The organism is Agrobacterium bohemicum (genome assembly GCF_001562555.1).
Taxonomy (GTDB): domain Bacteria; phylum Pseudomonadota; class Alphaproteobacteria; order Rhizobiales; family Rhizobiaceae; genus Agrobacterium; species Agrobacterium bohemicum.
Genome location: NZ_KQ961024.1, coordinates 211,184 through 225,715 on the forward strand (window position 1 = coordinate 211,184; position 14,532 = coordinate 225,715).

A 14,532-nucleotide genomic window follows, 5' to 3' on the forward strand; every position below is an offset into this window, starting at 1 on the left:
AAATAAGTTGGTTGTCGCGCACAAGCGACGCTGGAATAAGCGGCACATGACATCCAATGACAATATGCCCGCAGGTCGGGCGCTCGCGCTCGGTTTTTGCGGCACACTCGCGATGGCGTCCGCCATGGGCTTCGGCCGCTTCTCGTTTACTCCGATCCTGCCAGGCATGATGGCGGATATCCCGCTTTCGGCGGGGCAGGCGGGCATCATCGCTGCGGGGAATTTTTCCGGTTATCTGACCGGTGCTGTTCTTGCCGCTTATTCCTGGGGAACGGGGCGAGAGCGTCTTGTCGCACTCTCCGGGTTGTTCGCAACGGCGCTTCTGTTGTTTGCAATGGCAGCCGTCAGCTCCTTGGAAGCGTTCACGGTCATCCGGTTTCTTTCAGGCGTGGCAAGCGCTCTGACAATGATCTTCACGTCGCAGATTGTCATCGGTCACGCCGCCAAAGCCGGGAAGGACTATATACAGGCGCTGCATTTTGGCGGTGTCGGTACGGGTATCGCCATCTCCTCCCTTCTGGTGTTTTTGATTGGTGTGGTGTTCGATGCCGGTTCTGTCTCTTGGCGCGAGGAGTGGATCGCAGGCGGCGTCTTTACCCTGCTTTCCTTGGCATTCGTGTGGCGGATTTTGCCTGATGGCCCGCCTCGCTTTGCTGAGACGAGGGCCGAGCCGCCCATCCGCTGGCACATGCCACTGGCATTGGTGACACTCGCTTATGGCCTTTTTGGTTTTGGCTACGTTATCACGGCCACATTCATCGTGACGATTGCGCGCATGGCTGCGGCTGGAGCGATGGTAGAGTTTCTGGCATGGTTCGTTACTGGTTGCGCCGCTGCTGTTTCGCTTTTTGTCTGGAAGCCCGTGTTGCGCGCCGTGGGATTGAAGCACGCTTTCGTTATTGCGCTTGGCGTTGAGGCCGTCGGGGTGCTGGCGTCGGTTACGCTGCCGCCGGTTTTCGGCGTCCTCGTGGGTGGCCTGTTTCTCGGTCTGACATTTATGGTCATCACTGCTTACGGCCTTCAGTTGGGGCGTGAATTTTCTGCAGAAAGCCCACGCCGCGCCTTCGCCTTCATGACCGCTGCTTTCGGCACGGGGCAGATTATCGGGCCACTTGTCGCAGGCTGGGTAGCGCAGATGACCGGAAGCTTTACGGCGCCGACTATTCTCGCAGTGATCGTTCTCGTGTGCAGTATTTCCCTGATGATACCGATGTTGATACGGTCGCCTTCATAAAATACCTGAGGGTTAATGCAGCGCCCTGTCTTACATCTTGGTAAGTTAGCGTTTGTCTCATTGCTGTGCACAAATTTCTGGCCTAGTTTCCCCCCAAACTGCTTCGCCAATAATGGCTGACCCCAACTCGCGAGAGTTTGTAACGTGTTTCATTCCTTCTTCCCAAAACCAAACCTGTTTTTCACGTCTGCCGTTCTTTGGGCGTTTGTTGCCATTTTCGGCTGGTATTTCGTGTTTCAGGCACTTGGCGATTCGCTTGGATACGCGATGCCTGAGCAGGAACCGTACGACCTCAGCTATTTCATCGTTCCTGCAAATTTGTATTTCTACGCGTATCTTACTATTTGCCTTGGCTTATTCGGTGCGTTTTGGACCGTCGCTGCGCGGGAGCATCCGTGGAAATACTGGTCCATTTGGGGGTCGCTACTAATCATCGCAGTGACCTATTTCGGCGTTCAGGTCAGTGTGGTCATCAACAATTTCAGGCGACCTTTTGGTGACCTGCTCCAGAATGCACTCTCTAAGCAGCCAGGGATAACTGCTTGGGATTTCTACAGTTTGCAGATCGTTTTTGCTAAGCTTGTGTTCTTCAGCATGGCAGTATCGATCCTGACGGATTTCTTTACCAGCCACTATGTTTTTCGTTGGCGCACAGCGATGAACAATTTCTACATGTCCAAATGGGACAAGCTCCGCCATATTGAAGGCGCGTCTCAGCGCGTGCAAGAAGACACGATGCGGTTTTCTGCAACGGTTGAAGGGCTTGGTATCACGCTCATCAATTCTGTGATGACGCTTGTCGTCTTTCTCCCGATCCTGTTTGCGCTATCGAGCTATGTGTCGGAACTGCCAATTATCGGCGAAGTACCGCATGCTCTTTTCTGGCTTGCGATCCTCTGGTCAGCCTTCGGTACGATTTTGCTGGCAACGGTCGGCATCAAACTGCCAGGTTTGAATTTCCGAAATCAACGTGTTGAAGCGGCTTATCGTAAGGAGCTGGTCTACGGAGAAGACCATGCGGAGCGCGCAGATCCAGTGACGGTAAAAGAACTGTTCGGAAATGTCCGGAAGAATTATTTCCGCATGTACTGGCACTATCTCTACTTTAACGTAGCGCGCTATTTCTACATCCAGGCAGATGCAGTATTTTTGCTTCTAATGCTTGTTCCAACCATTGTTGCAGGTAAAATCACCTACGGCATCTACCAGCAGATCGCCACTGCGTTCGGTCAGGTCAGCAATTCGTTCCAGTATCTGGTCAATTCATGGACCACGATCATCGAACTGCTTTCCATCCACAAACGCTTGAAGGCCTTCGAAGCCGCGATTGACGATAAGCCCCTACCGGAGATCGACCAGCGCTATTTGAAGCGGGAAGCTGAAGATGGTGAGTTGGCAGCCAACAAGCCGACGTGAAACAAAAAGGGTGGCCATGTGCCACCTTTTTTTATTTCAGAACCAGACGCCCATTATCCCCCGGGCCTCTGCATTCGCCTTGCCTCGATCATCGGCATTGCCTGCGCGTAACTCACGCAAGCGACATCTTCGCGTTTGCACACGTCACGCAACAACCGCTCGAAGGCGTTCCAATAGGCGCCGCCATTCATCTTGACGAAGTGAAAGCCGAGCTGCAGCGGAATGCGCTCGCCGTCATATTGTTTGTCGAAGGCGGCGCGGAAGGCTTGATAGGCGCGCTCTTCGAATTCGGCTGATCTCTCTCTGTTTTCGATGGCCATGGAATGGCGCACGAAGAGATTGTAGTCCATGGCGATAATGGGCCGGTTGCTTGGGCCCTCGGGAATCAGCGGCAGGCCGAAATGTTCGATGCCGTCTTTCTGGACCGGCCATGCCGGACCCTTGGTGATGCTGGTTGCATCATAGATGAAGCCATGTTTTTTCTGCGCCGCCGTCAGTGCATCGCTCTGCGAGAGATAGGGTGCGCGAAAGCCGTTGATACCCTTGACGAGGTCACGCCAACCTTGTGGTTCCTCGTCCTTCTTGCCGATCATCTGCCAGGCGTTTTCCATCGTGCTGGTAAAGTTGGTAAATTCCGTATCCCATTGCTCTTCGTTCCAGTCACCACCATCGAAATGGCCGCAGGTGTGGTTGGCAATTTCGTGGCCTTCCTGTTTCGCTGCCCAGATGTTTTGCAAACGCGCCTCAACTTCCTCCACGGATTGGCCAAAGCCGACATTGGAGCGTCCGGCTTTCTTGCCCGGTCCCTGATAGCTCTTGGCACTGGTCTTGCGATCCATCACCAGTGTGCAGGCGAGAAAATAGGTGAAATGCGCACCAACCTCTTTCGCCGTTGCGCGGCTTCTCTCCCACAGCGAATTGTCGCCCGCGCCATCGAAGGAAACTATGACCAGCTGTTTTGGCTTTTCCGACGTCTGCGCGCATATGGGCGACGCGAAGGTAAGAGATAAGGTGAGAAGAGTTAGAGCACGCAACATTATGACCACATTTTCAAAAGGTGTTGCTTCTTGACGCCGCAATAAGGCGAAGCTTTGATTTCTCTGGCGATTTCGGACTGATCGCTCTTATCAATCCGTAGACACGTGTCTAAAGCGAGAAGCGATCGCAGATTAATGCTGGCGCTTTGGCGTGGTTGTTTTAAGCATATCCTCACACTGCTTCACACTTCGCGCCGCACGTTCAAGGGGCCATTCATGCTACTGCTTATTCTCTCTCTTGTCTTACTTCTCGGTACCCATTCGCTTCAGATCGTTGCACCAGCGTTTCGCAACGGCATGATCTCGCGCATGGGCGAGGGGGCGTGGAAGGGCATCTATTCCCTCTTTTCCATCGTTGAGGTCGCCTTTGTCGCCTATGCCTTTGACCAGGCACGACAGGTTACGGGCGTCCTTTACTCGCCACCCATCTGGACAAGCCACATCGCCCTGACGCTCATGGTGTTTTCGATGATCTGTCTCGTGACCAGCATTTTGCCTGCTGGCCACATCGCCACTAAAACCAAACACCCGCTTGTTCTGGCCGTCAAAATCTGGGCGCTGGCCCATCTTCTCGCCAATGGCGAGACATCTTCTGTGCTGCTTTTCGTTTCCGTTCTGGCGTGGGGTGTGGTGATGCGCATTTCATTGAAGCGCCGTGCGAGGGCGGGCGAGGTCGTCACACGTCCTTTCGTGTCGGCACGCTACGACATCGTTGCCGTGGTGCTGGGCATTGCATTGTGGGCCGCTTTCATCTGGAAGCTGCACGAATGGTTGATCGGCGTTCAGCCACTCGCAATGTAAGAAATTGAGTTTTCCCCTTACATATAAGGGAAAATAGGCTAGAAGGCCGACCAATGACCGTGGTTGGCCTTTTTGCTGGCCTCGGCAAAGGGCTTTGGCATGTCCGCAGACCGGGTGAACGGTGACGGTTCCGGTGCGGGTAATGGAGAATTCGATGGCGAACGAGAATGATACCTTCATCCGCGAAGTGAACGAGCAGATCCGCTCGGAGCAGATGAGCAATTTCTGGGGACGGTACGGAATTGTCGTCATCATTGCTGCGGTGCTGGTTGTTTTTGGTGCGGCTGGTGCCGGCATCTATGAATACTGGAACAGCAACCGCGCATCGGCTTCCGGAGATCAGTTCGCGGGCGCGCTGAAGCTTGCTGCTGAAGGCAAGAATGATGAGGCGCTGAAGGCGCTTGCCGATCTGGAAACGGCCGGTCATGGCTCCTACCCGGTGCTGGCCAAGTTCCGCTCCGCCACGCTTCTGGCCCAGAAGGGCGATGCAGCCGCCGCAATCGCAGCCTTCACCGCCATCGGCAACGATACATCCGCACCGCAGGTTTTCCGCGATACGGCCAAGGTGCGCGCCGCATGGCTGCTGGTTGATACCGGCACATACGAACAGGTTTCCGCCCAGGCGGAAGTGCTGTCGAGCGAGGGGCAGGCGATGCGCAACTCCGCACGTGAGGCGCTTGGTCTTTCCGCTTACAAGGCAGGCGATTTCGTCAAGGCAAAGCAATGGTTCCAGCAGATTATTTCTGATGCACAGGCTCCGCGCAACGTCACCAGCCGCGCGCAGATCATGCTCGACAATATTGCCGCATCCGGCAAGGCAGCGTAAGTTCGCGCCGTAGTTTCAAGTTAGGGTTTCCCCATGAGTTTCACCGTCGCCATCGTAGGGCGTCCCAACGTCGGCAAGTCTACGCTGTTCAACCGCCTTGTCGGTAAGAAACTGGCGCTCGTTGACGATACGCCGGGCGTGACCCGCGACCGCCGTCCCGGTGATGCGAAGCTCATCGATTTGCGCTTCACCATCATCGACACCGCCGGTCTGGAGCAATCCGGTCCGGAAACGCTTCAAGGTCGCATGTGGGCGCAGACGGAAGAGGCCATAGACGAGGCCGATCTTACGCTGTTTGTGGTGGACGCCAAGTTCGGCCTGACGCCTGCCGACAAGACGCTGGCGGAAATGCTGCGCCGTGGTGGCAAGCCGGTGGTGCTGGTTGCCAACAAGTCCGAAGCGCGCGGTTCAGACGGCGGCTTTTACGATGCCTATACTCTGGGTCTCGGTGAGCCTTGCCCCATTTCGGCAGAACACGGCCAGGGCATGATCGACCTGCGCGACGCTATCGTTGCGGCCATCGGTGAAGAAGTTGCGTTTCCGAAGGATGATTTTGACGAGGCGGAAACGGATGTCATCATACCCCGTGGCGAAGATGGTGAGGACGATGACGAAGAAGAAGAGCCGGTTTACGACGAAACCAAGCCGCTTCGCGTGGCAATCATCGGTCGTCCGAACGCTGGCAAATCCACACTCATCAACCGCTATCTCGGAGAAGAGCGCCTTCTGACCGGACCTGAAGCGGGCATTACCCGCGACAGTATTTCAGTCGAGTGGGACTGGCGCGGCCGTACCATCAAGATGTTCGATACGGCAGGTATGCGCCGCAAGGCGCGCGTGATCGAGAAGCTGGAAAAGCTTTCGGTGGCGGATTCGCTGCGCTCCATCCGCTTTGCCGAAACCGTCGTGATCGTGTTCGATTCCACCATTCCCTTCGAAAAGCAGGATTTGCAGCTCGTTGATCTGGTGATCCGTGAAGGGCGCGCCGCCGTGCTCGCCTTCAACAAGTGGGACCTTGTGGAAGACCCGCAAGCGTTTCTGGCAGACCTGCGCGAAAAGACCGAGCGTCTGCTGCCGCAGGCGCGTGGCATTCGCGCAGTGCCGATGTCCGGCCAGTCTGGCTACGGCCTCGACCGGCTGATGCAGAGCATTGTGGACACCGACAAGATCTGGAACCGACGCATCTCCACAGCCAAGCTCAACAAATGGCTGGACGCGCAGGTTACCCAACACCCACCACCGGCAGTATCCGGTCGCCGCCTGCGGTTGAAATACATGACGCAGGTCAAGGCCCGCCCACCGGCCTTCATGGTTTCCTGCACACGTCCGGAAGCCATTCCCGAATCCTATACGCGCTATCTCGTCAACAATCTGCGCAAGGACTTCGACATGCCCGGCGTGCCGATCCGCGTCCATTATCGTGGTTCGGACAATCCGTTCGAGAGCAAGGCGAAGAAGAAGCGGTGATTGCGGTTTCTGATTCGATGAAGTGACCTTTCATAACCCTCGGGCTTGACCCGTGGGTCCATTGCGTTGGACGTTGTGGCTCGTTAGATCCTCGGGTCAAGCCCGAGGATGACGGCCGAGGAGTTGTCGAGCTTCATCGATAAATTGGGAGAGTTGCACCCATTTTTCGATTGATGTCGCATTGAACTGTTAATTCTCAGGTAAAACCCATGCTGATCAAGCAGACCGATTATCACCGCATCTACCGGGTCATCAACAGCCTGCTGATCAATGAAAATGCTGATCCAGCCACCGCCAGCATGTATTTCAGCACCTTCGGTGCCTTCATTCTGGAGCATCATTACAAGGTCAAGGCAAAGCCCAAGGGTGGGTTGGCTGCCTATAATTTTGATGGCAAACGCATCCTGTTTGCGGATCATCGCGACGATGGCCATGTGACCGGGGCTGGTGAGAATTTTCATTGCTGGGTGGAGGCGGATGGGTGGGCCATTGACTTCATGGCACCTACGTTCACGCAGGCGGCGCGTGATCTCGCCGTGCCGTCGAAGATGTTTCAAAAACCGCTGTCATCCATGGCACCATCCATCAATGATCTCGCGAAATCCGGCGATTTTTTCTACAAGTCCGAACCGGAGGCGTCGGCGCGGCGTTTTGCCGATTGGCGCAAACAGGCAATGATTGGCGACTTGGCAACGATCGCGGTGGGCTGGTTCCGCAAGTCTCCGAAGCAGATACAATCGTTGATTTCGGTCAGCGACGATAAGGGACAATCCACAACGATCCCGTTGTCGGGTAATTCGCTGGTCGGAAGCTGGTAATTTGGGGATGAATAAGGACGGCCAGCGTGAACCCGCGGCAGCCGCCTGACGTCAATCAGCAGCCCGACCCCGCTCTAAAGATAGCGGCGGTCGCGTCCCGACGCGTCTTGTGACAGTGTTGCCCGCATTCGTCCACATGCCTATCTGGAAAAAGCGTCGAATTTCATGATATTTCCACCGCGGCTGCCCTTCCGGGAGCCGAACTCGGTTAGGCCACTGCTGGCAGCGGATGTGACGTTGTCCAGAAACTGCCGCGAAGCCTTTTCCCAGGAATAGGTTTTGGATAGCGCTAACGCCGCCTCCTGAGAGCATTCAAGTGCATCCATACAGGCAGTCCGCAAGTCCGCGTTCAACGCGCCAGCCTTGGGGTGGGCACCGAGAATATCGATAGGTCCGGTCACGGGAAATGCCGCCACGGGCACGCCACTTGCCAGCGCTTCCAGTATCGTATTGCCGAAAGTGTCGGTCTTGGATGGAAAGACGAACACATCGGCTTGCGCATAGGCATCGGCCAGCTCTTCACCGGTCTTGATGCCCGTGAAGTGCACATCGGGATATTTTTCCTGAAGCTCGGCGCGGGCCGGTCCATCGCCGATCACGACTTTTGAGCCGGGTAGGTGGAGGTCAAGAAACTCAGGCAGGTTCTTTTCCACCGAGACGCGACCGACTGTCATGAAGATAGGGCGAGGCAAGTCGAAGGGGCGTGCCAGCTTTTCTCGCGGGTGAAACAAAGCGGCGTCGATGCCACGGCTCCAGCGCTTGAGGTTCTTGACCCCGCGCGCATCCAGTTCTGTCTCGAGGCTCGGCGTTGCCACCATGCAGGCGCTGCCACCGTTGTGGAACCACCGCACGAAAGCATAAAGCCAGCTTTCGGGAACTGGAAAACGCGCCGCGACATATTCCGGGAAGCGGGTGTGGTAGCTCGTAGAAAAGCGCATGCCGTGCTTTATGCACCAGCGCCGCGCCATGAAGCCCAGTGGTCCCTCGGTGGCGATATGCACGTAGGATGGCTGGCTTTTCTCGATCTCTTTGGAAACGCGGCGATAACCGGCTACGGATAGTCGAATTTCAGGATAGGTCGGGCAGGGGATGGAGTGGAAGCTTTGCGGCGTGACCATGCAGACTTCGACGCCCATGCGTTCCAGTTCGGCATTGGTGTTCTCTATCGAGCGCACCACGCCGTTGACCTGCGGATGCCATGCATCTGTAACAATGGTTATTTTGGTCATGACGTGCCGACCTCCGCTCGCGCATTTGCGAATCCCGATATGTGCCGGGTCTTCGCGTGTATGCGACAGGCGTGTTACAGCATCATGTCAGCCGATTATTCAACTGCGGGGTAGCAGGCCGGGATCGATGAGTGCGCCGTGGTGGCCGATGACGGTTGCCGCAGCTTTGGCGGCGAACGTGGCGGCGTCAGCAGGTGTGCTACCGGTGATCAGTTTCGATAGGAATGCACCATTGAAGCTATCCCCCGCGCTGGTGGTATCCACCACTGATGCTGCTTTGACGGCGGGTGCATGGCTGCGTTGTCCGGCGAAATCGAGCGTCGCGCCCTTTTCGCCGTCCTTGACAACGATATTGGCGACGCCCAACCCGCGATAGCGCTTTATCGTCGCTTCGATATCGGCATCTCCAAAACTGCCCGTCTCGTCATCGAAACTCGGCATGACAGTGGTCGCGGCTCGGGCGCCATCGGTGATGATGCTCAGCATGGTGTGCTTGTCGGCCCATAGGCGCGGGCGAATGTTTGGATCGAACACCACATGTTTGCCCGCTGCCTTGGCGCGGCGCAACTCTGACAGGAATGTATCGACGGCCATGGGTGTTGCGAGGATGGCAAGTGTTATGCCGGAAAAATAGATGAGATCGGCGGCTTCTATCGTGCCGCGCAGGTGGTCCGCGTCGGTCGCAAGCTGGCGGGCAGCGGATGTGCTGCGCCAATAGCTGAAGGTGCGCTCGCCATCTTTCAGGTTGATCAGGTAGAGCCCCGGCGTGCCACCTTTGATGCGTGAGATGTTGCCGGTTTCGATACCTGCTGCCTGAATGAAACTGCGCATTTCCTCGGAGAGCGGATCATCGCCCAGTGCGGTAAAGTAGTCGACGGTCCAGTCGGCGGGCAGGCAGGCGCGGGCATACCATGCGGTGTTGAGCGTATCGCCGGCAAATCCCTTGCGCAGCAGACCGTCTCCTGCCTGCGAGAGTTCCACCATGCATTCACCGATAGAAAGAAACCGTCCACCCATTCCAATGCCTCCCGTATGTGACCTTTCGCTTACGACGCCTGATAGAAGCTGGCAAGTGCAAGTCATCATATGAGTGAGATGGCAGACGAATGGAACGCGATTGCCGTTTACGAATTGAAGTGGGCTTTATATGCTCTGCACAAATTCACTGGAGATTGCCTATGTCAGACCCGAATGCCTCCACCCCTGATGGCGCAGAACATGCAGACTGGTGGAGGGGGGCGGTAATCTATCAGGTCTATCCACGGTCTTTTCAGGATACGACCGGTGATGGTTATGGAGATCTTCCGGGCATTACCAAACACCTGCCCTATATCTCGTCCCTCGGCGTCGATGCCATCTGGCTCTCGCCCTTTTTCACGTCTCCCATGGCGGATATGGGCTATGATGTCTCGGATTACTGCAATGTCGATCCGATGTTCGGAACCTTGGCGGATTTCGATACGCTGATTGCCGAAGCGCACCGGTTGGGACTGAAAATCGTCATCGATCAGGTCATCTCTCATACTTCCGACCAGCATCCATGGTTCAAGGACAGTCGCGCTAGCCGCACGAACCCCAAAGCCGACTGGTATGTCTGGGCAGACCCGAAGCCGGACGGCACAGCGCCCACCAACTGGCTGTCGGTGTTCGGTGGTCCGGCCTGGGAATGGGACGGCGTCCGCAAGCAATATTACATGCACAATTTCCTCGGCTCGCAGCCGGACCTGAATTTTCACAATGTCGAGGTTCAGGATGCATTGCTGGAGACCGTTCGGTTCTGGCTGGAGCGAGGCGTCGACGGTTTTCGTCTGGATACAGTCAACTATTATTTCCATGACAAGCTGCTGCGCGATAACCCGCCGCACGAACCAGACAGCGATGACGCCGGTCTCGATGCACCGGACGTCAATCCTTACGGCATGCAGAGCCACATCCACGACAAGACTCAGGTCGAAAATATTGCATTTCTCAAGCGTTTTCGGGCGCTTCTCGATGAGTACCAGGGCCGTATGACGGTGGGTGAAGTCGGCGATGGCGCTCGCTCGTTGAAGACAGTGGCGTCATACACCGCTGACGGCGACAAGCTGAACATGTGCTATACGTTCGATCTTCTGGGTGGAGAATTTTCCGCGAACCATATCCGCAGTGCGGTCAGTGGTTTTCAAAAAGCAGTGACGGATGGTTGGGTCTGCTGGGCTTTTTCCAACCATGATGTCATCCGTCATCTCAGCCGCTTTGCTGAAAACAGTGAAGAACAGACACGCGTTGCCAAACTGGCCTGCAGCGTGCTCGCCACGCTGCGCGGCTCCATCTGCCTGTATCAGGGCGAGGAACTGGCGCTGACGGAAGCGGAGCTAGCGTTCGAAGATCTGCGTGATCCCTATGGCATTCGCTTCTGGCCTGCCTTCAAGGGCCGCGATGGATGCCGCACACCGATGGTGTGGGAAACCGGACATCCCAATGCGGGTTTCACCACTGCCGAAAAACCATGGCTGCCAGTGCCATACGCCCACGCCATGCTGGCGGCAGACGGACAGGAACGCAAGCCGGACTCGGTGCTGAACCATTATAAGGCGGTTTTGGCATTCCGCAGGAACCACGACGCGCTGCGCGATGGCGATATGGTGTTTCTGGATACGCAGCAGGATTTGCTGGCGTTTACGCGCAACAAGGGTGACGAACGTCTGCTGTTCGTCTTCAACCTGACGCGGGAGCCGATGGATTATTTGATTCCTGCTGATCTGAGGATCAGCGAAGTCCTGTCCATGCCTGGTTTTCAGCCGTTGTTTGACGCAGGCACGGTGAAGCTGGATGGGCTTGACGTGTTTTGCTGCCGGATTGCCTAGCTCTTGAGCGTGCTGTTTCGGTAGCGCGCTTTTACAAAATACCCTTCGTCATCTCAGGGTCGAGGCTGAGGACGAATTGCCACATGAGGCCTTTGTCGAACTGCTCTTCGCGGCACATCATCCAGCTGAGCGCCTGTTGCGATGACCAGCCCTTTTTGTATGAGCGGGCGGAGGTCAAAGCGTCGAAGACGTCGCAAATGGTGCTCATGCGCACTTCCTTGCTGATGGCGTCGGCTTGCAGCCTGTCGGGATATCCTTTGCCATCCAGTCGCTCGTGGTGGGAGCGGCAGATCTGGAGTACCAGTGTTGGCATGTTCAGGTTTGTCGACAGCAGTTCGTAACCGAGGCCGGGGTGTTGTTCAACGATACTGCGTTCTGCTGCGTTCAGTGGTCCCTGCTTTTGCAGAACCTGCTTCGGGATGGAAAGCTTGCCGATGTCGTGCAGTAGTCCAGCCACGCACAAATGCTGAACGGTCTCTTCGTCCATCTGTAAGGATCTGCTGAAATGAAGAAGCAACGCTGCGACAGAAAGTGAATGGACGAATGTGGCGTTATCGCGAGATCGCAGGCGTGACATGCCGATATAAAGCGACGGGTTTTCTTCCATCGTTCGCGCAACGTCATCAATCAGCGGCGTGAAGGCCTCGACAGTGACGGCTCTGCCCTCGAAAATATCGACGATCAACGATTTGGTTTCAGCAGCGTGCCCCTGAATTTTCGTTGCCGTTTCGAATCGATCCTGCTTGGTCGCGTTTGCGATATTTTTCGCACCCGAAGGTAGAGACGATCCCGATGTATTTCGTCCCAGTGCCGTGTTGATGAAGACACCGCTGATATTGCTGTTGAGGATAATATCGATCTCGTGGCCCGAACGGATCGTAAAACGTCTTCCCAAGGTTGATGAATTGTGCCACGTACCCTCTATAGCTTCAACGAACATGCCGACTTTAAGTTGTGTTTTGTCGATCTTCGTTACAGTCACAGATTGCCTCGATCGCTATGCTCCATCCTCGGAACTTGTTATCTAACGCAACTGTCTTAATTTAATATGAGTATTCTAAATATACTTCCCTGTTTGCTAAGCTTGACTTGATGTTATGAGTGCAAACCGGTCGACATCCACCATGCCCATGTCTGAAATCTTGAGATGTGGAATGACAGGCAGGGGCAGGAAGGCCACTTGGAGGAAAGGTTCTTCCAGTGTCGTGCCGAGCGCGTAGGCGGCCTTGCGCAGTTTGTGCAGCGTGTCGCGTACGATTTCATAGGGCTCAAGGCTCATTAGACCTGCAACGGGCAGGGCAATTTCACCCGTGATCTTGCCGTCTTCCACGACAACGAACCCGCCCTTGATAACACCAAGGCGATTTGCGGCCTGTGCCATGTCGTCCTCGCTGACGCCGACGACACAGATATTGTGGCTGTCATGCCCGACAGTCGAGGCGATCGCGCCTTTCTTCAGGCCGAAGCCCTGCACGAAACCGTTGGCATGGTTGCCGTTTTTGCCGTGGCGCTCGATGACTGCAACCTTGATGATGTCGTTGTCCAGATCGACGCTTGTCTGGTTGCCATCCGATGGAAGTTTGTAGCGGCGGTGTTCGGTGATGATCTTACCGGGCATGACGCCGATCACGGGCGTTTCGCCTTCTGTGACTGGAACGCCGAAATGCGATGCCAGAACGGGGCGTGCCTTGACGCTATCGAGACCCACCGGCGCGATGGGTTTGCGGGTGGCGAAAAGCTCCTTCGTCACTCTGCGTCCCGCGGAAAACACCATGCTGGCCTTGCAGTTCTGCAACGTGTCGATGACAACAAGATCGGCGCGCCAGCCGGGAGCAACCAGTCCGCGATCGCGCAATCCGAAGGCTTTGGCTGCCGAAATCGAAGCGGCACGGTAAATGGCCAGTGGTTCGATACCTGCCCCAATTGCTGTGCGGATCATGTAGTCCAGATGACCCTGCTCGGCGATGTCGAGCGGATTGCGATCATCCGTGCATAGCGCCAGATAAGGAGAAAGGCGTTCGGTGATGATTGGCATCAGCGCGTGCAAATCCTTGGAAACGGAGCCTTCCCGCACCAGAATGTGCATGCCCTTGCGGATTTTCTCCAGCGCTTCCTCGGCTGTCGTGCATTCGTGTTCTGTACGGATACCAGCGGACAGGTAGCCGTTTAGGGAAGTACCCAATAGCAGCGGCGCGTGACCATCGATATGCTGGCCCTGAAAGGCTTCGAGCTTGGCCATGCAGATCGGGTCTTTGTGGATGACGCCCGGGAAATTCATGAACTCGGCAAGGCCGATGACTTTTGAGTGGCCGCGAAACGGTAGCAGCTTTTCAATCGGCAGATCGGCCCCGGATGTTTCGAGATGCGTTGCGGGAACGCAGGAGGAAAGCTGGACCCGGATGTCCATGATGGTTTCCAGCGAGGAATCGAGAAAGAACTGGATGCCTTCGACGCCCAGCACATTGGCAATTTCATGCGGATCGCAGATCGCCGTCGTGACACCGTAGGGAAGGACGCAGCGATCGAATTCATGCGGCGTGACCAGAGACGATTCGATGTGCAGATGCGTGTCGATAAAGCCGGGCACGACTATCTTGCCAGTGATATCGATGACCTCGACACCCTCATAGCCCTCGCATGTACCGATGATGGTGTCGCCGCAGATCGCGATGTCGGAGACAACGAGTTCGCCCGTGACTAGATCGAAGAAGCGTCCGCCTCTCAGCACGATGTCGGCCTTCTCGCGACCTGTTCCCTGATCGATCTTGCGTTCGAGTGTCGAAGCCACGTTGTACCTCATTTCGATTCTGCCGTTGAAACTGAGTAAGCCAGACGAGCGGAGCGCTTGTCCAGCACGT

General features: G+C 55.9%; 12 protein-coding genes. 7 read left to right on the top strand and 5 right to left on the bottom strand.

Annotated elements, in window-relative coordinates; translation table 11 throughout:
* Positions 1–46 precede the first annotated feature (46 nt).
* Together ATO67_RS04205 and sbmA are read left to right on the top strand one after the other, a co-directional pair.
* Complete coding sequence (locus ATO67_RS04205; RefSeq protein WP_067644816.1) at positions 47–1,234, top strand: MFS transporter; 1,188 nt, start codon at positions 47–49, stop codon at positions 1,232–1,234.
* 144 nt (positions 1,235–1,378) lie between these two features.
* A complete protein-coding gene (gene sbmA / locus ATO67_RS04210) occupies positions 1,379–2,650 on the top strand; it encodes a peptide antibiotic transporter SbmA (protein WP_067644819.1) in 1,272 nt (423 codons plus the stop codon).
* A gap of 53 nt (positions 2,651–2,703) precedes the next feature.
* Here the strand turns inward: sbmA and ATO67_RS04215 are convergent, their stop codons facing one another.
* Positions 2,704–3,687: a polysaccharide deacetylase family protein gene (locus ATO67_RS04215; RefSeq protein WP_067644822.1), complete on the bottom strand. Its 984-nt coding sequence runs from the start codon at positions 3,685–3,687 to the stop codon at positions 2,704–2,706.
* Positions 3,688–3,903: 216 nt separating this feature from the next.
* On the opposite strand from ATO67_RS04215, the gene ATO67_RS04220 reads away from it, so the two are divergent.
* The 4 genes from ATO67_RS04220 (at position 3,904) to ATO67_RS04235 (ending at position 7,599) form a co-directional block, all read left to right on the top strand.
* On the top strand, positions 3,904–4,488 hold the full coding sequence (locus tag ATO67_RS04220; RefSeq protein ID WP_067645592.1) for an NnrU family protein: 585 nt from the start codon (positions 3,904–3,906) through the stop codon (positions 4,486–4,488).
* 154 nt (positions 4,489–4,642) lie between these two features.
* Positions 4,643–5,314 carry a tetratricopeptide repeat protein gene (locus ATO67_RS04225; RefSeq protein WP_067644825.1) on the top strand — a complete coding sequence of 224 codons (672 nt, stop codon included), beginning with the start codon at positions 4,643–4,645 and terminating at the stop codon, positions 5,312–5,314.
* Between the two features lie 33 nt (positions 5,315–5,347).
* The gene (gene der, locus ATO67_RS04230; RefSeq protein ID WP_067644828.1) at positions 5,348–6,781 is read left to right on the top strand and encodes a ribosome biogenesis GTPase Der; all 1,434 of its coding nucleotides are present in this window, start codon (positions 5,348–5,350) and stop codon (positions 6,779–6,781) included.
* A gap of 209 nt (positions 6,782–6,990) precedes the next feature.
* Positions 6,991–7,599 (top strand): DUF2026 family protein, encoded by a 609-nt coding sequence (locus ATO67_RS04235; RefSeq protein WP_067644831.1) that lies wholly within the window; start codon positions 6,991–6,993, stop codon positions 7,597–7,599.
* A 140-nt stretch (positions 7,600–7,739) separates the two neighbouring features.
* Here the strand turns inward: ATO67_RS04235 and ATO67_RS04240 are convergent, their stop codons facing one another.
* Both ATO67_RS04240 and ATO67_RS04245 read right to left on the bottom strand, forming a co-directional pair.
* Positions 7,740–8,828, bottom strand: a complete 1,089-nt coding sequence (locus ATO67_RS04240; RefSeq protein WP_082760151.1) for a bifunctional monoglucosyl/glucuronosyl diacylglycerol synthase — start codon at positions 8,826–8,828, stop codon at positions 7,740–7,742.
* A 99-nt stretch (positions 8,829–8,927) separates the two neighbouring features.
* Positions 8,928–9,845, bottom strand: coding sequence for a sugar kinase (locus ATO67_RS04245; protein ID WP_067644834.1), 918 nt, complete (start codon positions 9,843–9,845; stop codon positions 8,928–8,930).
* 161 nt (positions 9,846–10,006) lie between these two features.
* Here ATO67_RS04245 and bglA point away from each other — a divergent pair, with 161 nt between their 5' ends.
* Complete coding sequence (gene bglA / locus ATO67_RS04250) at positions 10,007–11,674, top strand: beta-galactosidase BglA (RefSeq protein WP_067644837.1); 1,668 nt, start codon at positions 10,007–10,009, stop codon at positions 11,672–11,674.
* A 31-nt stretch (positions 11,675–11,705) separates the two neighbouring features.
* On the opposite strand, the gene ATO67_RS04255 is transcribed toward bglA, so the two are convergent.
* Together ATO67_RS04255 and ade are read right to left on the bottom strand one after the other, a co-directional pair.
* A complete protein-coding gene (locus tag ATO67_RS04255) occupies positions 11,706–12,656 on the bottom strand; it encodes an HD-GYP domain-containing protein (protein WP_158667341.1) in 951 nt (316 codons plus the stop codon).
* A 96-nt stretch (positions 12,657–12,752) separates the two neighbouring features.
* Entirely contained in the window at positions 12,753–14,462 is a 1,710-nt protein-coding gene (gene ade / locus ATO67_RS04260) for an adenine deaminase (RefSeq protein ID WP_067645594.1), read from the bottom strand.
* Positions 14,463–14,532: the final 70 nt, after the last annotated feature.